General features: G+C 52.8%; 16 protein-coding genes and 1 pseudogene. 16 read left to right on the forward strand and 1 reads right to left on the reverse strand.

Annotation, left to right across the window (positions count from 1 at the left end; all coding sequences use genetic code 11):
* The first annotated feature begins 20 nt into the window (after window positions 1-20).
* From BQ5453_RS02865 to BQ5453_RS02895, 7 genes are all read left to right on the forward strand, one after another.
* On the forward strand, window positions 21-785 hold the full coding sequence (locus tag BQ5453_RS02865; RefSeq protein WP_071122057.1) for a sialidase family protein: 765 nt from the start codon (window positions 21-23) through the stop codon (window positions 783-785).
* A 15-nt stretch (window positions 786-800) separates the two neighbouring features.
* Window positions 801-1,799 (forward strand): discoidin domain-containing protein, encoded by a 999-nt coding sequence (locus BQ5453_RS02870; RefSeq protein ID WP_071122058.1) that lies wholly within the window; start codon window positions 801-803, stop codon window positions 1,797-1,799.
* A gap of 1,604 nt (window positions 1,800-3,403) precedes the next feature.
* Window positions 3,404-5,302, forward strand: a complete 1,899-nt coding sequence (locus tag BQ5453_RS02875; RefSeq protein WP_071122059.1) for a hypothetical protein — start codon at window positions 3,404-3,406, stop codon at window positions 5,300-5,302.
* Between the two features lie 87 nt (window positions 5,303-5,389).
* Window positions 5,390-5,584: a hypothetical protein gene (locus BQ5453_RS02880; RefSeq protein ID WP_071122060.1), complete on the forward strand. Its 195-nt coding sequence runs from the start codon at window positions 5,390-5,392 to the stop codon at window positions 5,582-5,584.
* A gap of 671 nt (window positions 5,585-6,255) precedes the next feature.
* A complete protein-coding gene (locus BQ5453_RS02885; RefSeq protein ID WP_022101461.1) occupies window positions 6,256-6,951 on the forward strand; it encodes a fumarate reductase transmemBrane cytochrome b subunit in 696 nt (231 codons plus the stop codon).
* Window positions 6,952-7,073: 122 nt separating this feature from the next.
* The gene (locus BQ5453_RS02890) at window positions 7,074-9,050 is read left to right on the forward strand and encodes a fumarate reductase/succinate dehydrogenase flavoprotein subunit (RefSeq protein WP_071122061.1); all 1,977 of its coding nucleotides are present in this window, start codon (window positions 7,074-7,076) and stop codon (window positions 9,048-9,050) included.
* Window positions 9,051-9,056: 6 nt separating this feature from the next.
* On the forward strand, window positions 9,057-9,815 hold the full coding sequence (locus BQ5453_RS02895) for a succinate dehydrogenase/fumarate reductase iron-sulfur subunit (RefSeq protein WP_071122062.1): 759 nt from the start codon (window positions 9,057-9,059) through the stop codon (window positions 9,813-9,815).
* 776 nt (window positions 9,816-10,591) lie between these two features.
* On the opposite strand, the gene BQ5453_RS02900 is transcribed toward BQ5453_RS02895, so the two are convergent.
* Complete coding sequence (locus BQ5453_RS02900) at window positions 10,592-12,634, reverse strand: protein-disulfide reductase DsbD family protein (RefSeq protein ID WP_394365332.1); 2,043 nt, start codon at window positions 12,632-12,634, stop codon at window positions 10,592-10,594.
* A gap of 313 nt (window positions 12,635-12,947) precedes the next feature.
* Here BQ5453_RS02900 and gltX point away from each other — a divergent pair, with 313 nt between their 5' ends.
* The 9 genes and pseudogenes from gltX (at window position 12,948) to floA (ending at window position 22,291) form a co-directional block, all read left to right on the forward strand.
* Window positions 12,948-14,462 (forward strand): glutamate--tRNA ligase, encoded by a 1,515-nt coding sequence (gltX, locus tag BQ5453_RS02905; protein WP_071122064.1) that lies wholly within the window; start codon window positions 12,948-12,950, stop codon window positions 14,460-14,462.
* Between the two features lie 124 nt (window positions 14,463-14,586).
* Window positions 14,587-15,804 carry a 3-deoxy-D-manno-octulosonic acid transferase gene (locus BQ5453_RS02910; protein ID WP_071122098.1) on the forward strand — a complete coding sequence of 406 codons (1,218 nt, stop codon included), beginning with the start codon at window positions 14,587-14,589 and terminating at the stop codon, window positions 15,802-15,804.
* A 257-nt stretch (window positions 15,805-16,061) separates the two neighbouring features.
* Entirely contained in the window at window positions 16,062-17,333 is a 1,272-nt protein-coding gene (locus tag BQ5453_RS02915) for a glycosyltransferase (RefSeq protein WP_071122065.1), read from the forward strand.
* Between the two features lie 47 nt (window positions 17,334-17,380).
* Entirely contained in the window at window positions 17,381-18,202 is an 822-nt protein-coding gene (locus tag BQ5453_RS02920) for a glycosyltransferase family 2 protein (RefSeq protein ID WP_071122066.1), read from the forward strand.
* A 3-nt stretch (window positions 18,203-18,205) separates the two neighbouring features.
* The gene (locus BQ5453_RS02925) at window positions 18,206-18,658 is read left to right on the forward strand and encodes a regulatory protein RecX (protein ID WP_022101312.1); all 453 of its coding nucleotides are present in this window, start codon (window positions 18,206-18,208) and stop codon (window positions 18,656-18,658) included.
* Window positions 18,659-18,701: 43 nt separating this feature from the next.
* Window positions 18,702-19,145 (forward strand): annotated as a pseudogene (gene folK, locus BQ5453_RS14505) (2-amino-4-hydroxy-6-hydroxymethyldihydropteridine diphosphokinase); the annotation flags it as partial.
* A gap of 105 nt (window positions 19,146-19,250) precedes the next feature.
* Window positions 19,251-19,622: a GNAT family N-acetyltransferase gene (locus tag BQ5453_RS14510; protein ID WP_235860018.1), complete on the forward strand. Its 372-nt coding sequence runs from the start codon at window positions 19,251-19,253 to the stop codon at window positions 19,620-19,622.
* A 140-nt stretch (window positions 19,623-19,762) separates the two neighbouring features.
* Window positions 19,763-20,677 carry a 2-dehydropantoate 2-reductase gene (locus BQ5453_RS02935; RefSeq protein ID WP_071122068.1) on the forward strand — a complete coding sequence of 305 codons (915 nt, stop codon included), beginning with the start codon at window positions 19,763-19,765 and terminating at the stop codon, window positions 20,675-20,677.
* A 606-nt stretch (window positions 20,678-21,283) separates the two neighbouring features.
* Complete coding sequence (gene floA, locus BQ5453_RS02940; RefSeq protein WP_071122069.1) at window positions 21,284-22,291, forward strand: flotillin-like protein FloA; 1,008 nt, start codon at window positions 21,284-21,286, stop codon at window positions 22,289-22,291.
* Window positions 22,292-22,358: the final 67 nt, after the last annotated feature.

The raw sequence follows: 22,358 nt of genomic DNA on the forward strand, positions 1-22,358 counted from the left end.
GCGACCGTGAAAGTTCGCGTATGATGATAGTATCGTGCTCAGGTTTCCCCGGCTTCTTCAGCAAGGACGAAAAACACCTTGGTTGGGCACGTTGGTATTCTGACGACAATGGCCAAACATGGACAGGACCAGAATACATCGATATGAAATACATTTACGAGCCATTGGCCGCGGCAGGTACCCCCGTCAACGGTTTCTTTGTAGGTTCGGGCAAGATACACCAGAGCCGCTATATCAAGAAAGACAAGTATTACCGTCTTTACTGCGTAGGTTCAACACAGGAGAATGGTGGTAACAAGAAGAACTGGGTGCTTTACTCCGACGACTTTGGCGAGAGCTGGGACTTCCTTGGTGGCCTCAAGCACGCCCCCATTGTCGACACAGCCGATGAGCCCAAGGCCGAGGAGCTGCCCGATGGCAGCGTATTGCTCTCAAGCCGCGATGTAAATGGCCGCTATTACAACATTTACACCTTCAGCGGCAACGATGGCATAAGCGGCAGCTGGGGCGAAAAGGCATTGTCAAGTTCTGCCAATAAAGGCTTGATAGCCAACAATGGCTGCAACGGCGAGGTGCAGGTAGTGCCCGTAGTGCGCAAGGCCGATGGCGTGAAAACCTTCATAGCCCTGCAGTCGCTGCCCACTTCAGGACGCAACTATGTGTCAATATTCTACAAGGATCTCACCGACAAGGACACCTATGCCAGTCCCGCCAACTTTGCCAAGAATTGGGACGGCCGCTATGTTGTAAGCAACACCTCATCGGCTTACAGCACTTGGAGCTAGCAAAAGGATAACGCTTTGGCCTTCATCTACGAAGAGGGTGGCGGCAATGGCGGTTACGACATTGTGTACAAGCGCATCGACATACCCACGCTCACAGGTGGCAAGTACGACTTCGACGCAACCCGCACCTTCGAGCGCCAGCAAATAGACTGGACTTTGGCCAACCGCATAAAAAAGATGGGCGCCTTGATCGACTCTATCAAGCCAGCTGTCGAGGCTAACACCAAATACATTTTTGGCGATAAACTCATAACCGATGCCAGCCAGTTGGAGTGCAAGTTCGGCTACTCGGGTGGCACCGCAGGCAAGGGCGACAACCAGCCCATCAGCAATTTGATTGACGGCAATGCTGCCACCTATTTCCACACCGACTACAGCAAGGGCAACCTGAAAAATGGCGTGCACTGGTTTGATGTGACAGCACCCGCCGAGGGCAAGTTTGCCAACGCCATAGTGGTTAACGTAACACAGCGTAAAGGTGCCCAAGCCGATTTTGTGAAAGAGTTTACCATCTCGGGCTTCAACAGCGAGGCAAAGAGCGACTCTGTGTATATAGCAAAAGTCACAGTGCCCAATGCCGCTGCCGGCCAACAGTCAACCATGCAGTTCACCATTCCCGAGGGAGCAAGCTACAAGTATCTGCGTTTCAATGTCACAGCCACGAGCAACAACCGCGGCTATTGGCACTTGGCAGAGTTCATGCTGAGCAAGCCCGACAGCCTCGATGCCAACAGCCCCAATGTGTTGCACCCTGACGCCTACGCCACTATGAAGGACGCCATTGCTGCTGCCGAGGCTGCAAAGCAACAGGCCACCGACAATGACATTGCCGCGCTCGAGGAGGCCTATGACGCCTACCTCCGTGCATTGCAGGGCACTGCTACCGGCATTATAGCCACTCCCGCTGTCAAGCCGGGCAAGGCTACCATTTATTACGACTTGATGGGCCGCCGTGTGGCAAACCCCGTAAAGGGCGTGTTCATTACCAACACTGGCAAGCGCGTTATTAAGTAACGCGCACGCACCCGAACAACAGCAAGTAAGGGCTGGCACTTCTCACGCGAGGTGTCAGCCCTTATTCGTTACAAACTCTACTAAATAATAGCTGCATTTTTCCCCGACGTGAGACGCGTCGCCCCCATTAGTGCTTGCGTTTCTTCAAGCGCCCAACGCTATCACCCAACGCTACCACTCAACGCTACCTCTAATGGGGGCGACGCGTCCCGCGTCGGAAAAATATGCAGCTATTATTAGCAGTAGTTGCGTTTGTATTTAACTCCTATCTCTATCCCGACGCGAGACGCGTCGCCCCCATTAGTGCTTGCGTTTTTTCAAGCGCCCAACGCTATCACCCAGCGCTACCACTCAACGCAAGCTCTAATGGGGGCGACGCGTCCCGCGTCGGAAAAATATGCAGCTATTATTAGCAGTAATTGCGTTTGCATTTAACTCCTATCTCTATCCCGACGCGAGAGGCGTCGCCCCCATTAGTGCTTGCGTTTCTTCAGGCGCCCAACGCAATCACTCAACGCTACCTCTAATGGGGGCGACGCGTCTCGCGTCGAAAAAATATGCAGCTATTATTAGCAGTAGTAGCATTTGTATTTAACTCCTATCTCTATCCCGACGCGGGACGCGTCGCCCCCATTAGAGCTTGCGTTTGGTGATAGCGTTGGGTGCTTGAGTACGTTCGCACGTTTGTGTATTACCACCCATAATCTTATTTATGTAAAAGTGCCTGCACCTTGCACTTTTGCTCTTTTATAGCTTGATAATCAGATAGTTATGCAGTGTAGGTACACCTGCACAATGCCTACACTTGTCTGCACTTACTTGCACTGTGTCTGCACTTGTTTGCACTTATCTTACACTTATCTTACACTGTGCCTGCACTACCTTGCACTTGCCTGCACTGACTGCATAGTATCTACATTTGTCTGCACTTACACTCATGGATTTCCCCGGGCACTGCCATGAATTACAGCATAGGGAGGTAGAAAAGATCTTCGGAGCAACGGAAAATTCTACCACCCTATGCACCCACACCGCCCTGGCACAACCATAAATACTACATCACTTTGGTGTGCATGCAAGCACTTGTGCAATCAAGCAAACATTTGTGCAGACAGGTGTGTATGCAAAAGTAACTGCTACCTGCACACCCGAAAACCTTGAATATCAGCGCAAAAACATCAAAAAGTGCAAGGTGCAGGCAAAATAGCCAAACAAATATTTATGGCAGAATATCTGCACTTTGTGCACTCAATAGCACACTATCAGCTGCAAAAAACATCGCTGCATATTAAAAATCCAAGGCGTAAGTGTTGTACCATAAAGGGCTTTTGACGAAAAGTGTTACGCTTTGGCATTTTACCACACAGCAATTGGCTGTGCACGTGCCACCCATAAAGTGTACTCATGCAGGTAACACATTAGTACATAATGCGCATGGTAAAACGCAAAAAGTGCTATTTGTTAAGGTTGTTAACAACATTTATTACCCCCCCGATTGCATTTAAGGTTTAATGTCTATATTTGTGGCGATAAAATGAACTGACTTACAACAAATGTAAAGAACCATTCAGAACTAATTGTAATACTATTAAATAACCAAGCTAATGAAAAAGACAATTACTCTTTTAGGCATGCTGTTGGCATTCTTTGCCACAGCGGGGGCGCAGACAGCAGCCAAGTTCTATTCGTCCACAGCCACACCTTATGCCAATTTGGAGTCAGGAAAATCGTATGCCATATTGGTGGCAGCCGATAAGAACTGTGTAGACGGAGATGCAGAATATACCACGGCAAAGTTCCTTTCTTGGGCTACGTTAAAAGATGGCAAGGCCACAACCGATCCTTACACATCAACCAATGACCTGCGTGGCAAGGTAGAGCAGAATGGCTATACATGGGTAGTTACTGTAAATAGCGATAACAATACAATCACTCTGAAAACGGGTGACAACAAATACGTGCCAGCGCCATCAAATAATGGTGATGGCGGTGTTTTGTCTGCAACTGCTGGCGAACTGACACGTGTGGACAAAGGCGACTGGTGCCTACTTACTAATGGCACTTATGGCAACCAAACTTGCTATCTGACATTGGGTGGTGATACTAAGCGTGATGGCAATCGTAACCATCTTGAATACTGGCACTATGACGCAAATCCCACTAATGGTGAAATAGCCAAGTTCAAGTTCTTTGAGGTGTTAGACGGCACTTCGTATGACGTCACCTACAATTACACAATCAACGGCACACAAGTTGGCGCATACAGCGTTACAGCTGTTTCGGGCATGGCTTATCCTACTCCAGGCAATTTGCCCGACTTTGTAACTGCCGCTGCTCCCGAGGGCACAGTGACAGAGGCCACGACAAAAGACATAGCGGTTGATATAAGCAACTACCCCTTCAAATTCTCTCTGAACGAGAGCGACACACCCGAATGGGGCTACCTTACAGGTAATATATCTACTGCAGACCGCAAATTGTTCACCAACAGCACCACATCTATTGTGCGCTCAGCAGCCAATGCCGCTTATCAAAACAGCACGCTCAATGGCGTAGCAGATGACCTTTGGCGCATGGTGGGCAATCCTTTCAGTGGTTTCAAAATTATGAACAAGTCAGGCAAATGCTTTGTAAAGGCCGCCAGCGGCAATGGTGCTACATATGCCGACGCTTCGGCTACAGAGAGCGACAACTTGTGGAAGGTGTATGGTGGTGATGTTATCAATGAACCAGACAATGTAACAGATGCAAATAAGGAAGAATTAAAGGCCAAAGCCTTTGTGTTGCGCCACAGCACAGTAGGTGAAGGTAATAATTATTTGAACGCTGGTGGAGCCAGCGGCACAAGCATTGGCGCTTGGATAAAGAAATCCAACGGTGCTTGTTTCCTCTTCCTCGAACCTGAATTTACAGTAGACCTCAACACCAACGACAATCTTGTAGCCTCTTTCGCTACTTTGGCTCTGCCTTTCGACTTCAAGGTGGCAAGCAGCAACACCAACGATGCCAAGTTGTACAGCGGTGCTTACAATGCAACTACGGGTACACTCGATATGACAGCTGTTGAGGGCGTTGTTCCCGCCAGTGCAGGTGTCGTAATCAAGAGCGACAGCAAGGCTGAAAACATTGTGCTCACTGCCAATGCCAAGGCTGCTGCAACCGCTTTGACAGGCAACCAGCTTGTAGGTACTACTAAGGAAATAGCCTTCTCAGATTTGACCGACAAACTTGTGTTCGGTGTGACAGCTCAAAATCATGTAGGCTTCTATGCCGCAGGTGGCTCAGACGCTCTGCCCGCCAACCGTGCTTACCTGCCCACTTCGGTATTAGGTGGTGAAAATGCTGTAGCCATGAACTTTGGTGGCAATGTAACCGGCATCAACGCCGTTGTTAAGGCAGACAAGGCCAACGCAGCAATCTACGACCTCACTGGCCGTCGCGTAACACGCACAGTAAAGGGAGGCCTCTACATTCAGAATGGCAGCAAGTTCGTTGCCCGTTGAGCCGGTGCTCGAAATTAGCTGATAAGGATTGGCTATATTGCAGACCTGCTTAATAATATACTAACCACAAGTAAAGACATTCAAGATATGAAAAAGACATATATGCAGCCCCAGTCTGTTGCAGTACACCTCTATGCCGAGGAGGCCATGCTCAACCTCAGCGGTGGTGCCCAAATTGAAGTAAACAAAGACGAACGTACCGATGTGCGCTGGAGCCAGAAGCAAAACGACATGTGGGGCAACCCCCAAGGCGACATGTGGGGCAACATGGACAAAGACTGATAGCCCTGTGACCGGTGTGACGCTAACACCCAACGCTACCTCTAATGGGGGCGACGCGTCCCGCGTCGGAATTTAAGGCAAAGGCTCACAGACAGGCGTGTAATTACGCTGTCTGTGAGCCTTTTTAGTGGATAAACATTGTATTTTTCCGACGCGAGACGCGTCGCCCCCATTAGTGCTTGCGTTTTCTATCAGATTGACAGGTTAAAAAGCGGATTTGAAGCCATTGGAAGAACTGTAATGCCAGAAAAATGCGCTCTAATGGGGGCGACGCGTCCCGCGTCGGGGCATTTTCAGCAGCCTCGTCCCGCGTCGGAATTTAAGGCAAAGGCTCACAGACAGGCGTGTAATTACGCTGTCTGTGAGCCTCTTTTAGTGTATAAACATTGCATTTTTCCGACGCGGGACGCGTCGCCCCCATTAGAGGTAGCGTTGGGTGGTAGCACAGACCCTGCGAAGGCGTACACACCCCAAACGGACGGACAGCCCGTTTTTTGTACCCGCAAAACTTGTAAACACAAATAAAAACCTTTAATTTTGCACGCATAAAGGTGTGTCCTCCCCATTTATGAGGATATGCAGCAAAACAAGGGAAAAGGGGCACGCCCCGCACCCCGTGTGGCGCCGGATAAATTTAATAATCTAAATATCAACTTAATTCAAATCATTTTATGTGGTTAACTAACTCATCCATCGGACGGAAGGTAATCATGTCAGTAACTGGCATTGCGCTTATTCTGTTCCTCACATTTCATGGTTGCATGAACTTGGTAGCCCTCTTTTCAAAAGAAGGTTACAACTGGGTATGCGAGATGTTGGGTGCCAACTGGTATGCCGTAGTGGCAACCGCCGGCCTTGCAGTGCTCGTAGCCCTCCACTTTATTTATGCCATCATTCTTACCCTGCAGAACCGCAAGGCCCGTGGTAACAACCGCTATGCCGTTACCTCAAAGCCCGAAAAGGTAGAGTGGGCATCGCAGAACATGCTCGTGCTCGGCATCATCGTGGTGCTCGGCATGCTGCTCCACCTCTTCAACTTCTGGTACAACATGATGTTTGCCGAACTCTTCAACGCTGGTATGCCTTATGTTAACGGCGTAGAAGATGCTGCCGATGGTTATGGCATGATAGCCTACACCTTCAGCAATCCGGTGTTCACTGTGCTCTACATCATCTGGTTTGTAGCCATCTGGTTCCACATGACACACGGTTTCTGGAGCGCTATGCAGACACTCGGTTGGAATGGCAAGATTTGGTTCAACCGCTGGCGTTGCATCGGTAACATCTACGTTACTGTGCTCATGCTCATCTTCCTTGCAGTAGCTCTCAAGTTCGCCTTCTGCGGTGGTGCTTGCTGCGCAGCATAATGTATTCTTTTAAAGTGGAAGAGCGGGAAGGTAAGAAGCGAAAAGAATAGATATGACTATTGCTGCTTGCTTAACTCTTTCAACTCCTAAACTTTTAACTTTATAAAATAGAATATCCTATCATGGCTAATATAGATTCTAAAATACCTCAAGGTCCTGTTGCTGAAAAATGGACCAACTATAAGGCTCATCAGAAATTGGTGAACCCCGCCAACAAGCGTAAGCTCGACATCATTGTAGTAGGTACAGGTCTGGCCGGTGCTTCGGCAGCAGCCTCACTTGGCGAGATGGGCTTCAAGGTGCTCAACTTCTGCATTCAGGACTCTCCCCGTCGTGCGCACTCTATCGCCGCACAGGGTGGTATCAATGCTGCCAAGAACTATCAGAACGATGGTGACTCTGTTTACCGCCTCTTCTATGATACTGTAAAGGGTGGTGACTACCGTGCCCGCGAGGCCAACGTATACCGTTTGGCTGAGGTGAGCGCCAACATCATCGACCAGTGCGTGGCACAGGGTGTACCTTTCGCACGCGAATATGGTGGTTTGCTTGCCAACCGTTCATTCGGTGGTGTGCAGGTAAGCCGTACTTTCTATGCCAAGGGTCAGACTGGCCAGCAGCTCTTGCTCGGTGCCTACTCTGCCCTCATGGCTCAGGTACACGCCGGCACTGTAAAGCTTTACTGCCGCTACGAAATGCAGGACGTTGTAATCATCGACGGCCGTGCACGCGGTATCATTGCCCGTAACCTCATCAACGGCAAGCTCGAACGCTTTGCCGCCCACGCAGTAGTATTGGCCACTGGTGGTTATGGCAACACTTACTTCCTTTCAACCAACGCCATGGGTTGTAACTGCTCGGCTGCCATTGCAGCTTACCGCAAGGGTGCTTACTTTGCCAACCCTGCTTACGTGCAGATTCACCCCACTTGTATCCCCGTTCACGGCGACAAGCAGTCAAAGCTCACCCTTATGTCTGAGTCACTGCGTAACGATGGCCGTATTTGGGTGCCCAAGAAGAAGGAAGACGCCATTAAGTTGCAGAAGGGCGAAATCAAGCCTACCGACATCAACGAGGCTGACCGCGACTACTATCTTGAACGCCGTTACCCCGCTTTCGGTAACCTCGTTCCCCGCGACGTAGCTTCGCGTGCTGCCAAGGAGCGTTGCGACGCCGGCTTTGGTGTGAACAACACTGGCCTTGCCGTATACCTCGACTTTACTGAGGCTATCGGCCGTCTGGGCATCGACGTGGTGCTCCAGCGTTATGGCAACCTCTTCGACATGTACGAAGAAATTACCGACGTTAAGCCCGGCCAGGTAGTGCGCAAGGGTAACGACGGTATCGAATATACCAACCCGATGATGATTTACCCCGCTATTCACTACACGATGGGTGGTCTTTGGGTTGACTACGAGCTCTCTACCAACATTCCTGGTTTGTTCGCCATTGGTGAGTGTAACTTCTCTGACCACGGTGCCAACCGTTTGGGTGCTTCTGCCCTTATGCAGGGTTTGGCCGATGGTTACTTTGTGTTGCCTTACACCATTCAGAACTACCTCAGCGACCAAATCACTGTGCCCCGCTTCAGCACCGACCTGCCCGAATTTGTGGCTACCGAAAAGGCTGTGCAGGATCACATCAACCACTTGCTCAACATCAATGGTAAGAAGTCGGTTGACAGCATTCACAAGGAGCTTGGCCACATCATGTGGGAGTATGTTGGTATGGCCCGTTCAAAGGAGGGCCTCGTAACAGCTCTTGCCAAGTTGAAGGAAATCCGCAAGGAGTTCGAGACCAACCTCTTCGTTCCCCACATCGAGGGTGTTAACGTTGAGCTCGACAAGGCTATCCGCTTGAACGACTTCATCACCATGGGTCAGCTCATCGCCATCGACGCACTCCACCGCGAGGAGAGCTGCGGCGGTCACTTCCGCGTAGAGCATCAGACTGAAGAGGGCGAAGCCAAGCGTGACGACAAGAACTGCTTCTACGTATCATGCTGGGAATACCAGGGTGAGGACAAGGATCCCGTTAAGTACGAAGAGCCCTTGAAGTACGAAGCAATCGAAGTAAAAACCCGTAACTACAAGAATTAATAAGCCATGGCTAAGAACATATCATTCACAATCAAGTATTGGAAGCAGAATGGCCCCAAGGATGCGGGTCACTTTGACACGCGCGAGATGCACGACATCCCCGATGACACATCATTCCTCGAAATGCTCGACATTCTCAACGAAGAGCTCGTTGAGGAGGGTAAGGAGCCTTTCGTATTCGACCACGACTGCCGCGAGGGTATCTGCGGTATGTGCTCGCTCTACATCAATGGTACACCCCACGGTAAGACTGAGGCTGGTGCCACCACTTGCCAGCTTTACATGCGTCGTTTCAACGATGGCGACGTTATCACCGTTGAGCCTTGGCGTTCGGCAGCTTTCCCTGTAATAAAGGACTGCATGGTTGACCGTTCGGCCTTTGACAAGATTCAGGCTGCCGGTGGTTACATCAGCGTGCGCACTGGTGCACCTCAGGATGCCAATGCCATTCTCATTCCTAAGCAGGACGCCGACGAGGCTATGGACTGCGCCACTTGCATCGGTTGCGGTGCTTGTGTAGCAGCTTGTAAGAATGGCTCTGCCATGCTCTTCGTAAGCTCTAAGGTTAGCCAGTTTGCACTTCTGCCCCAGGGTCGTCCCGAGGCAGCCAAGCGTGCCAAGGCTATGGTGGCCAAGATGGACGAACTTGGTTTTGGTAACTGTACCAACACCCGTGCTTGCGAGGCTGTATGCCCCAAGAACGAGTCTATCGCTAACATTGCCCGTTTGAACCGTGAGTTCATCAAGGCTAAGTTGGCCGACTAATTAAAGTGCATATATAGGTTGCGTCGCGTTTTCTGAATTTGCCTTTTTCGCGACTTGGCCGAATATATACTCCAATCCCCGTTATGCCCCCTCTCGTGGCGTAGCGGGGATTTTTTCGTCAATATGGTAATGTGGTAATGTGGTAATGTGCTGACGTCCTGCTCGCAGACTCAAGCACCCAACGCTACCACCAAACGCTACCTCTAATGGGGGCGACGCGTCCCGCGTCGGGCAAGATGCAGTTTTTGGTTTCGCTCTTGTGCCGTCTGGCTGATGGGGTAAACTACATTGGGAGTAATGAATCTTGTTCTGTGTTTTCAAGGGCTGTCCGCCCTTGTGCCGCTTACCGCGGTAGACATAAGAACATAAGCTACATAAGTAACATAAGGCTGACGCCGTGATTTTTCACATAAGCTGAGGCAGGGCTGGTCGCCCTGCCTGTAAGATACATAAGGGCTGGCGCCGTGCTCGCAGAACGCTACCTTTAATGGGGGCGTGAGGGACGAGGGTGCTGAAAAATAGCCCGACGCGGGACGCGTCGCCCCCATTAGTGCTTGCGTTTGTTGCTTGCGTTTGGTGCTCACGTTTGGTGCTTGCGTTTAGTGCTCGCGTTTAGTGCTTGCGTTTGGTGTTTGCATCGTGCTTGCGCCATGCTTGTTAATGTGCAAATATGCAGATATATAAATGAGCTGACGCCGTAGCGTTACTATTTGTAACACTACGGCGTCAGCCCATTAACGCATTAGCAAATTGCCACATTAGCAAATTGCCAGTGCTTATTGCTTGTTATAATTGTCAAGGCCCTTTTTAAGGAACGTCACAAACTTGTCAATGTTCTCGTCGTACGAGTAAGAGCTGTTGAGCGGACGGCCATTGTTGTCGAGCAACACGTAGAAAGGCTGCGCGTTGGCACCAAACTTGCTGCGCTGCAAGTAGCTCCACTTGTCGCCCACGGTGCGAAGCGTGGTAGCCTGTCCGTTCTCCTGCACCTCGATGGGTTCGGGCAGCGGAGCCTTCTCGTCCACATAAAGCGAAATAAGCACATAATCCTTGGTGAGCAAGTCGCGCACCTTGGCATCGTGCCATACAGCCAACTCCATTTTGCGGCAGTTCACACAACCGTGGCCCGTAAAGTCGAGCATCACCGGTTTGCCCGTTTGGCGTGCGTAGGCCATGCCCGCCTCGTAGTCGGTAAATTTAGCCTCAATCTTTACAGGGTCGAGGTTAAAGTCCTGAGTAGACATAGGCGGTGCAAAGGCGCTCACAGCCTTGACAGGTGCGCCCCACAAGCCCGGCACCATGTACACAGCAAAGGCCAGTGATATGAGCGCCAGGAAGAAGCGCGGAACCGAAGTGTGGCGTTCGTCCTCATCGTCGTGCGGGAACTTGATGGCGCCCAGCAGGTAGATGCCTAACAGGGCGAATATCACAATCCACAGTGCGAGGAAAGTTTCGCGGTCGAGCAAGTGCCAGCCGTAAGCCAAGTCGGCCACCGAGAAGAACTTCAGGGCAAAAGCCAGTTCGAGGAAACCAAGCACCACCTTCACGTTGTTGAGCCAGCCGCCGCTCTTGGGCGCGCTCTTAAGCCATGTGGGGAACAGGGCAAACAGTGTGAACGGCAGAGCCAGCGCCACGGCAAAACCCAACATGCCGATGGTGGGAGCCAGAGCCGAACCGCCCGATGTGCTCACCTCGACCAACAAAAAGCCTATGATGGGACCTGTGCATGAGAAACTCACCAGCGACAGTGTAAAGGCCATGAGGAAGATGCTGAGCAGACCGGTAGTCTTTTCGGCCTTGTTGTCGACAGCATCGCCCCACTTGCTGGGCAGCGTAATCTCAAATCCACCAAAGAAACTGGCCGCGAACACAACCAGCATGAGGAAGAACAGAATGTTGAACACTGCGTTGGTGGAGAGGTCGTTGAGCGCATTGGCACCGAATATGGTGGTGATGATAAGGCCCAGGGCCACGTATATCACCACAATGCTGACGCCGTAGGTAATGGCATCGCGCACACCCTTGCGGCGGTCGCCCGAGCGCTTAAGGAAGAAACTCACTGTCATAGGTATGATGGGCCATACGCAAGGGGTGAACAAGGCCACGAGGCCGCCTACAAAGCCCAGGAAGAAGATGTAGTACCATGCCTTGCCCGTCATGTCGCCCGTGTCCGAACCAAAGTTTTTGAGTTCCTTTATTACCGGAGTCCACAGAGCCTGAGTCTGTGCGCTGTCGAGCGGCTGCACCTGTGCCATGGCGGCGGCGCTGTCGGTGGCAGTGGCAGCCGTGCTGTCGGTGGCAGTAGTCAGTGCGTTGCCTTGTGCGGCAGCAGCGGCAGCCTCCTCGGCCTTGCTCTCGGCAGTGGGGGCGGGGCCGTCGGTGCCAGCCACCTTAGCGTTGACGCTGGTGGGCGGCAGGCAGTTCTCGTCGTTGCAGGCACCATATTTAAGGTAGCCTTTCAGCTCATAGTCCTTGTCGAGCAGCTCCACGCGTTGTGTAAAGGTGGCGTGCCCCTCGAAGAAGGTTACAGGCATCTCGAATATGGGGTCCTGCATGGTTTTGGCTCCCGGTCCGGCCTTAAGGCTGCCCTTGAGCTTGGCACCCTTAATTTTGTCCACGCCAAACTCGGCCCTGGTAGGTCCACCCTCGCCAATGTTGGTAGAGTAGATGTGCCAGCCCGGCTGTGCGGTACCAGTAAAAATGATGTCGATGGTGGTGGAATTCACGCGCTTGTACTTGACGCTGAAGTTCACCTGAGCCTGCACGGCCGTCACGGCGGTGAGCAGGAGCAGAAGAGTGAGAGTGAAAAACTTCTTCATTATGTGTGAATTGGTTGATTATGCGTTGGTTACAGTCTGCAAAAGTACAACTTTATCCTTTGATGGCCAAACTTGGTGTTATGGCGTCTGTGCCACAACTTGGCCTTTTGCGAAAAAAGCAGTACTTTTGTGGCATAATAACGAAACTATCAACCCGTTGGCATAATTGGTTAAGGGTTGACGGGTTAACAGGTTGACGGGTTGACGAGCCGGCAAAGGCTCGTCACGCCTCGGCCTGATGGGCCGACAAAGCCCGTGCATGTCTGTCAGTTCGACCACCCGATTCTGCCAACGCGCAATTATCATCACAACTATGTCTGAAAGAAAAGTACGTGTGCGTTTTGCACCAAGCCCCACGGGTCCACTTCATATTGGCGGTGTGCGCACAGCCCTTTACAACTATTTGTTTGCGCGCCAGCACGGCGGCGACATGGTGTTCCGCATTGAGGACACCGACTCCAACCGCTTTGTGCCGGGAGCCGAGGACTATATTATAGAGACGTTCAAGTGGCTCGGCATCAAGTTTGACGAAGGTGTGAGCTTTGGTGGCGACCATGGCCCCTACCGCCAGAGCGAGCGTCGCGACATTTACCGCAAGTATGTAAAGCAACTGCTCGATGCCGGCAAGGCCTACATAGCCTTTGACACCCCCGAGGAACTGACCGCCAAGCGCGAGGCTGTGCAGAACTTTCAGTACGATGCCCATACCCGCATGCAGATGCGCAACTCGCTGGTGCTCGGCGCCGAGGAAACACAGCGCCTGATTGACGCCGGCGAGCAGTATGTGGTACGCTTCAAGGTAGAGCCAGGTGAGGAGGTGCACGTAAAGGACATCATTCGTGGCGATGTGCGCATAATGAGCGACATTCTCGACGACAAGGTGCTCTACAAGAGTGCCGACGACCTGCCCACCTACCACTTGGCCAACATTGTGGACGACCACTTGATGGAGATTTCGCATGTGATACGTGGCGAGGAGTGGTTGCCCTCGGCTCCGCTGCACGTGTTGCTCTACCGTGCCTTTGGTTGGGAGGACACCATGCCCCAGTTTGCCCACCTGCCCCTGTTGCTCAAGCCCGACGGCAAGGGCAAGCTCAGTAAGCGTGACGGCGACCGTCTGGGCTTCCCGGTGTTTCCGCTCGAGTGGCACGACCCCAAAACGGGTGATGTGTCGTCGGGTTACCGCGAAAGTGGCTATCTGCCCGAGGCTGTAATCAATTTCCTTGCCCTGTTGGGCTGGAACCCCGGCACCGACCAGGAAATACTCTCCATGCAGGAACTCATCGACCAGTTCGACCTGTCAAAATGCTCGAAGAGCGGTGCCAAGTTCGACTATATCAAGGGACAGTGGTTCAACCGCGAGTACATACTCAAAACCGACGACGCGGTGCTCGCCCCTGCCTTTGACCAGATACTCAAGGCCAATGGCATCGACGCCCCCATTGAACGTGTACAGGCTGTGGTGGGCATGATGAAGATGAAGAAGATTAACTTTATCAAGGAACTTTGGCCCCTTTGCGACTTCTTCTTTATAGCCCCCACCTATTCGGCCGACGACAAGTTTACCCGCAAGAACTGGAAGGAAGGCGCTGCTGCCGACATGGATGCGCTTTACCATCTGCTTGAGGGCCTTGACGACTTCAGCATCGAAAGCCAGAAGGCTGTGGTAGATGCCTGGGCTGCCGAAACAGGCAAAAAGCCTTGGAACCCCTGGCGCGTGTGCCTTGTGGGCACTGGTAAGGGTCCCGACATGTATGAGCTTGCCGCTTTCCTTGGCAAGGAGGAGACCCTGCGCCGCATGAAGGCTGCCATTGAGGCGCTGCACTAAGCAAGTTGGTTGAAGCAGGTGGGCGCGTGAGGCCTGTCTGCTTGTAGGCTCCAGTTAACTATCTTTTGTCGGTCCGTTGACGCTTGGTGGTGTCAACGGACAGCAAAACTCTTTTTACTACAAGATGTATTCACTCGCAATATACTTGATGATGCTCGGCTGCAACATAGCCGCACTCTTTAACAAAAAGGTGCGTACCATGATGCGCGGGCACCGCGACACTTGGCGCATATTGCGCCGCCAGATAGGCACCAGCCGCTATGTGTGGTTCCATGCCGCTTCGCTGGGCGAGTTTGAACAGGGCCGCCCGCTCATGGAGCGCTTGCGGCGCGAGCACCCCGAACGCAAAATATTGCTCACCTTTTTCTCGCCCTCGGGCTATGAGGTGCGCAAGAACTATGCTGGGGCCGATGTGATATGTTACTTGCCCTTCGACACCCCGTTCAACGCCATAAAGTTTGTAAAAATGGCGCGTCCCGAGGCTGTATACTTTATAAAATATGAGTTCTGGCGCAACTACATCGACATATTGCACCGCAACCATGTGCCGGTTTATTCGGTGTCGAGCATTTTCAGGCCCGGCCAGATATTCTTTCGTTGGTACGGCCGCAACTATGCACGTGTGCTGCATCGCATGACGCACCTTTACGTGCAGGACGAGGCTTCGAAACAACTGCTTGCCGGCATAGGCGTAAACCAAGTGACGGTGGTGGGCGACACCCGTTTTGACCGCGTAATAGACATACGCAATGCGGCCAAGCCGCTGCCCCTTGTTGAGCGCTTTGCCGGTTGTTGGCGGGTGCTCGTGGCCGGCAGTTCGTGGCAGCCCGACGAGGACATCATCATCAGTTATTTCAACACCCACCCCAATCTGCGTCTGGTACTGGCTCCCCACGTGGTGAGCGAGGACCACTTGCGACAGATTGAGAGCAAACTGCAGCGGCCGCATGTGCGCTACTCTACAGCCACGCCTAAGAGTGTGGCCGAGGCCGACTGCCTGATAATAGACTGCTATGGCTTGTTGTCGAGCATCTACCGTTATGCCACCGTGGCCTATGTGGGCGGTGGTTTTGGTGTGGGCATACACAATGTGCCCGAGGCAGCGGTGTATGGTGTGCCGGTAATAATAGGCCCTAACAACAAGAAGTTCCGCGAGGCGCAGGCTTTGCTGGCCAATGGTGGTTGCCGCGAAATACATTCTGCGGCTGACTTTGCGGCCATCATGGACCGTTTCCTTTCGGACAAGGACGAACTCTCACGCGCTGGCCAGGCAGCAGACAATTATATCAAACAAAACGCCGGGGCCACAGCTGTCATTGCAAAGGACACGCTGGGACGGTGAGAGAGGGGGAAGGTTATAAGGTTATGGGGTTATAAGGTTATGAGGTTATGGGGTTATAAGGTTATAAAGTAACCTTTGTGAGTTAGGCAAGCAAGGGTAATCTTTTAACCCTCTAACCCAATAACCCTCTAACCCAATAACCCTCTAACTTCCAAACTCCTTGCCTAACACACAAAGGTTACTTTATAACCTCATAACCTTATCCCCCCTAACCCCCCTAACCCCCTAACCCTCTTAACCCTCTAACCTCTACTCCCTTGAAAGTACTGCTTGTCAACACCTCAGACCACGCAGGCGGGGCTGCCATAGCCTCCATGCGGCTGCTCAAAGCATTGCGCCAGAACGGCGTAGATGCCACCTTGTTGTGCATGAACCGCACACTGCCAGCAGAGCGCACAGAGGTGGTAAGCCTTAAACGCACCCTGTGGCGCAAACTCAAGTTCGTGCTCGAAAGGTTAGAGATATTCGTAAAGAACGGCTTTAGCCGCCATGGGCTGTTTGCAGTAGACACGGCACGCTTTGGCAACGACATTACACGGCTCAAGGCATTTGCCGAGGCCGATGTCATACATCTGCATTGGACAAACCAGGCCATGCTCTCGCTGCGCAATATGCAGAAGATATTGCGCAGTGGCAAACGCGTGGTCATCACCATGCACGATATGTGGACCTTTACCGGTGTGTGTCACAATGCGGCCGACTGCCAGCGCTGGCTCAGCGGTTGCGGCAAATGTCCGCAGTTGTGCCGTCCCTCGGCGGGCGACCTGTCGGCCAGCACCTACCGCCGCAAGGCTGCCACTTACGCCAAGGGCCACTTTACCGCAATAGGGTGCAGCCAGTGGTTGGCCGGCTTGGCCGCACAAGCGCCACTGCTCAAGGGGCAGCGCGTGGGCTGCATACCCAATCCCATCGACACACGCTACTATGCACCAGCCGGCACAGAGGGCATGCCCACCCGCAACGAGGTGCGCGAGGCACTCGGATTGCCCGCCGACAAGCGTTTGCTGCTGTTTACCGCCTTTAAGGTGACCGACCCCAACAAGGGCATAGACTATCTGACCGAAGCCATATCGCTGCTCATGCAGGAGCATCCCGACCAGGCCGACCAGGTGGCCATTGTGCTGGCGGGCCATGGAGCCGAAAGTTTGCAATCGGCCTTTGCTGTGCCAGCGTATGCCATGGGCTATGTACAGAGCGAGGAACGTATGCGACAGCTCTACCAAGCCTGCGACTTGTTGGTTATGCCCACCCTCATGGACAACCTGCCCAACACCATAGCCGAGGCCATGGCCTGCGGCGTGCCTTGTGTGGCATTCAATGTGGGCGGTGTGCCGCAGATGGTAGACACGGGGGTGAACGGCTATCTGGCCGCCTACTGCAACAGCCTCGACTTTGCACATGGCATAGCTGCAACACTCAATTCGCAAAGCTATGCCGCCATGTGCCGCAATGCCCGCGCCAAGGCCCTGAAGGCTTACGACGAAAAGGCTGTGGCCAAGGCTTATGCGGCAGTATATGCAATGGAGTAGGGCGGCAGCAACCTACTTAATAGAATAATAATGTACTTATCATAAAAATGGAAGAGAACAGTGTGCCTCCTTCCGCGGCACAGACGACAGAAGAAGGCCTTAAAATTACCGTAGCCACCGTTACATGGAATGCCGGTGCGCTTATTGAACGAACCATTGAAAGTGTGGAGCAGCAAACCTATGCCCATGTGGAGCACCTCATTATTGACGGCAACTCGCACGACAATACCCTTGAGCTTGTGCACCACTATCAGGAGCGCAACAGCCATGCTGCCGTGCGTCACGAAATAGTGTGCATCAGCGAACCCGACGAGGGGCTCTACGATGCCATGAACAAGGCCATCGACATGGCCACGGGGCGCTACATACTATTTCTTAATGCGGGCGACACCTTTCATGCTGCCAACACTCTCGAACTCGTGGCACAGGCGGCTGTCAAGGCACCCAAACTGCCCGCTGTGGTGTATGGCGACACCAACTTGGTAGATGCCGACGGCAACTTCCTGCGACGCCGGCGCCTGACACCCCCCGAACACCTCAACTGGCGCTCGTTCAAAAATGGCATGCTGGTGTGCCACCAGGCTTTCTTTGCACGTACCGACCTGGCACGGCGTATGCACTACAACCGCAAGTACCGCTTCTCGGCCGACTTTGACTGGTGCATTCGCATCATGCGTGAGGCTTCACGCAAGGCACTGCCGCTTGTCAATGCACACACCATCATCGCCGACTATCTGAACGAGGGCATGACCACACGCAACCACAAGGCATCGCTGCGCGAGCGTTTCCACATCATGTCGCACCATTATGGTCTGCTGTCCACCCTGGGCTACCATGCCTGGTTTGTGCTGCGCAGCATCATTAAGTAACTTATGGCCGATAACAACCAATACTACCAGTGGGCCACCAGCCGCTGCGCGCAAAAGGAATATTGCCGCAGCGAGATAGCCAAAAAACTTCTGGCCAAAGGGGCCACACCCGACGAGGTGGACGATACCTTGGGCCGCCTTGAGGCCGAAAGCTACATTGACGAGGCACGTTATGCGCGCGCCTTTGTAAACGATAAATTCCGCTTCGACCATTGGGGGCGCATCAAAATACGCTATGCGCTGCGGCAAAAGGGTGTATCAGACTTCGACACCGACGATGCCCTGGCTCTGATAGACGACGATGACTACCGCCAAGCATTGGCCGACTTCATTGCCTCGAGGCGCCGCACCACCAAGGGCGACACGCCTTATGCCGTGAACCAAAAGATTGCCCGTGCGGCCATTACACGCGGCTTTGAACCCCAAATGGTGTTCGACGCACTTTCGGTGGAGTAGGGGGCAACCGCTCGGCTCACACATATATATATCACAACTTGTAATGCTTTATCTCTCACTCGGAACAAATCTTGGCAATCGTCACGAAAATATAAACCGTGCCTGTGCGCTCATTGGCGAGCGCATAGGCACGGTTGTGCGTAAGGCCACACTTGTCGAAACGGCACCCGTGGGCTTTGAATCAGACAACTTGTTTGTCAATACGGCTGTGGCAGTAGACACCACGATGACGCCCGCCGAAGTGCTGCACGCTACTCAGCAAATTGAGCGCGACATGGGGCGCACCGTCAAGAGCAAGGACGGGGTGTATCACGACCGCATTATCGACATCGATTTGTTGGCCAGCGACAACCGCGTGGTGTGTACACCGTCGCTGCAACTGCCGCACCCCGAAATGACCGACCGCCTGTTTGTGCTCGAACCTTTGGCCGAGATAGCTCCCGAATGGTGCCACCCCCTTTATGGCAAAACCATACGCCAGCTGCTCGATGTGCGCCGCCGCTGCCACATTGTGCCGCTCAGGGCAGATGACTGCAGCACACCGCTGCTCGACAGTGTAAACACCCTGCTTGCCCAACTCTCGTCCAACTTTGTGCCATTGACGCTCGCCCAACTCACAACTTTGGCCCACGAGCCCCGCACACACATCTACTTGCTTTACACGCCGCAGGGCACTTTGGCCGGCACGGCTACACTCTGCCTGTGCCATCAGCTCACGGGGGACAAAGCATGGGTAGAGGACGTGGTGGTTGACGCTGCCCAGCGTGGCAAGGGGTACGCGCGCATGTTGCTCGACCACCTCATGTTCCAAGCCCGCCGCCACGGTGCCGCCACGGCAAACCTCACCTCGCGTCCGCAGCGGGTGGCAGCCAACCGCTTGTATCAGAGCCTGGGCTTTGAACTGCGTGAAACGAATGTATATAAGATGGGGCTGGCCGATGAGGCTGCCGCCCTGAAAAGTTGAAAAGTTGAAAAGTTGACAAGTTTACAAGTAAGTTTACCAAGCTTGTTACCAGTCTTACTTTAACATAATAATAAGTAGCGTATGCTTACTTACTTGTCAACCCGTCAACCCGTCAACCAGATACGTATATACCAGACTATATGAAATATGCAATCATAGGCACCGGTGCCATAGGTGGCTACTATGGCGGCTTGTTGGCCAAAGCCGGTCACGACGTACACTTTTTGCTGCATTCCGACTACGACCATGTGAGCCAGCACGGCCTGCAGGTCGACTCGTGCGATGGCAGTTACCACCTTTGCCACATCAATGCCTACAACAGTACGGCGCAAATGCCAGTGTGCGATGTGGTGATAGTAGCCATCAAGAGCATAGCCAACCACCTGCTGCCGCAAATGCTCGCCCCAATTTGTCACCCCGACACACTGGTGCTGCTCATACAAAACGGCATCGGGCTGGAGGCTGACTTGTGCAAGGCCATGCCACGCGCGCAACTGTTGGGAGGCGTAGCATACATCTGCACGCTCAAAAACGCTCCCGGCCACATTACGCACACCTTCAACGGATTGCTGCAGGTGGGCAACTACAACTGCCACAACCACGAGGCACTCGCCCACATGATGGCCGACTTTGCAGCTTCGGGCATCAAAGCCAAGGAAATGCCCTACGACGAGATGCGCTGGAAAAAAGCTGTGTGGAACATGCCCTTTAATGGCATGACCGCTGCTGTGGGTGCCGCTTCGGCCGGCAGCCTGATAGCCAACGAGAGCATGGCACCCATCATTCGCCAAATGATGCTCGAGGTGATAGGCGCCGCCAGAGCTTGCGGTGTGAAAGGCATTGACGAGAGTTATGCCGACAAAATGATGGACATGACACACCGTATGCCACAATTTGCATCGAGCATGAAGTTTGACCGCGACCACCACCGCCCCATGGAGCTGTACTACCTTTACCGCCGTCCGCTGGCAGAGGCACGCAGCCGCGGTGCCGACATGCCGCTCATAGCCATGCTTGCCGCCGAACTCGAATATATTGATGCACAGAGTCGTTAGCTCTCATAATATGTTGTATAACACAAAAACGTGAAAAAGACCAAGGAACTTTTTCACGCTTTTGTTATTAAGCCATACCTTTGTATGGTAAAAGTCGTTGACTATTATATAACTCAAGTTTCGGATTTAGCAAGGACGGGCTGAAAGCCCAATGGAGCACATAGCCCAGGGCAAGCGAAGCGGCACCCTGGGTATCGCGTGTTGGAGCAGTCGCGCCCTGAAAGGGCAAAAGCTTTAAGACATGGCGCAGGTGTTGAACAAAATATACATACGATGTTCCACTTTAAGACCGCTAAATCAGTTATCAAGTAAGAATAACAACATAAAGGGTTAAAGCTTTTGCCCTTACAGGGCGCGGATACTCTACTATACGGAAGTCCCAGGGTGTCGCTTCGCTTGCCCTGGGCTATGTGCTCCATTGGGCTTTCAGCCCGCGCTTGCTAAATCCGAAACTTCAATTATATAACAGACAAACGAGAACCCTCTGTCAGTGGTTCCCGCTTGCCTATTGTGGTTCCCGTTAACTTGTTAACTTATCAGCGAGTCCGCGATATTGTCAATAGCCATGAGCGACTTTCAACTTTATCTACTTAATACTTGTAGCTTATGATTATCTCATCTCCTATGGTGATTGCTGTTGTGGCGTTAGGCGCCATAGTACTTCTCAGCATCTTTTTCCATTTCGTGCCCTTCTTCTTGTGGCTCAGTGCCAAGGTTTCGGGTGTGAAGATATCGCTCATTCAGCTATTCCTGATGCGCATTCGTAATGTGCCGCCCGGCATCATCGTGCCGAGCCTTATCGAGGCACACAAGGCCGGGCTGCGCACCGTGACGCGCGACAACCTTGAAGCCCACTACATGACGGGCGGACACGTGCAGCGCGTGGTGCATGCGCTGGTGTCGGCATCAAAGGCCAACATCGACCTCTCGTTTGAAAAAGCTACCGCCATCGACCTGGCCGGCCGCGATGTGTTCGAGGCTGTGCAGACGAGTGTCAATCCTAAAGTAATAGACACACCCCCCGTGGCAGCTGTGGCCAAAAATGGTATTCAGCTCATCGCCAAAGCCCGCGTTACGGTGCGTGCCAACATACACCAGCTGGTAGGTGGTGCCGGCGAGGACACCATTCTGGCCCGTGTGGGCGAGGGCATTGTGTCGAGCATCGGTTCGGCCGAAACGCATGAGCAAGTGCTCGAAAATCCCGATTCTATATCAAAACTCGTGCTTTCAAAGGGCCTCGACGCCGGCACAGCTTACGAAATTCTGTCAATAGACATTGCCGACATCGATGTGGGCAAAAACATTGGCGCCACACTCCAAATGGACCAAGCCAACGCCGACAAGAACATTGCACAGGCCAAAGCCGAGGAACGCCGCGCCATGGCCGTGGCCACCGAACAGGAGATGAAGGCCAAGGCTCAGCAGGCACGTGCCGAGGTAATACAGGCCGAGGCCGAAGTGCCAAAGGCCCTGGCACAAGCCCTGCGCGAGGGCAACATGGGATTTATGGATTACTACAAACTCGAAAATCTCAAGGGCGACACCGCCATGCGCGACACCATAGCCAAACTTGACCCCACTGCCATACTGGGCGGCAAAAAGGAAGGCAAGTAATGTTGGCAACCTGTTGGCGAAATTCTTGGTTAACGGGTTAACAAGTAAGTAATGCGTTGGCGGAATT

The organism is Prevotellamassilia timonensis (genome assembly GCF_900106785.1).
GTDB classification, from domain to species: domain Bacteria; phylum Bacteroidota; class Bacteroidia; order Bacteroidales; family Bacteroidaceae; genus Alloprevotella; species Alloprevotella timonensis.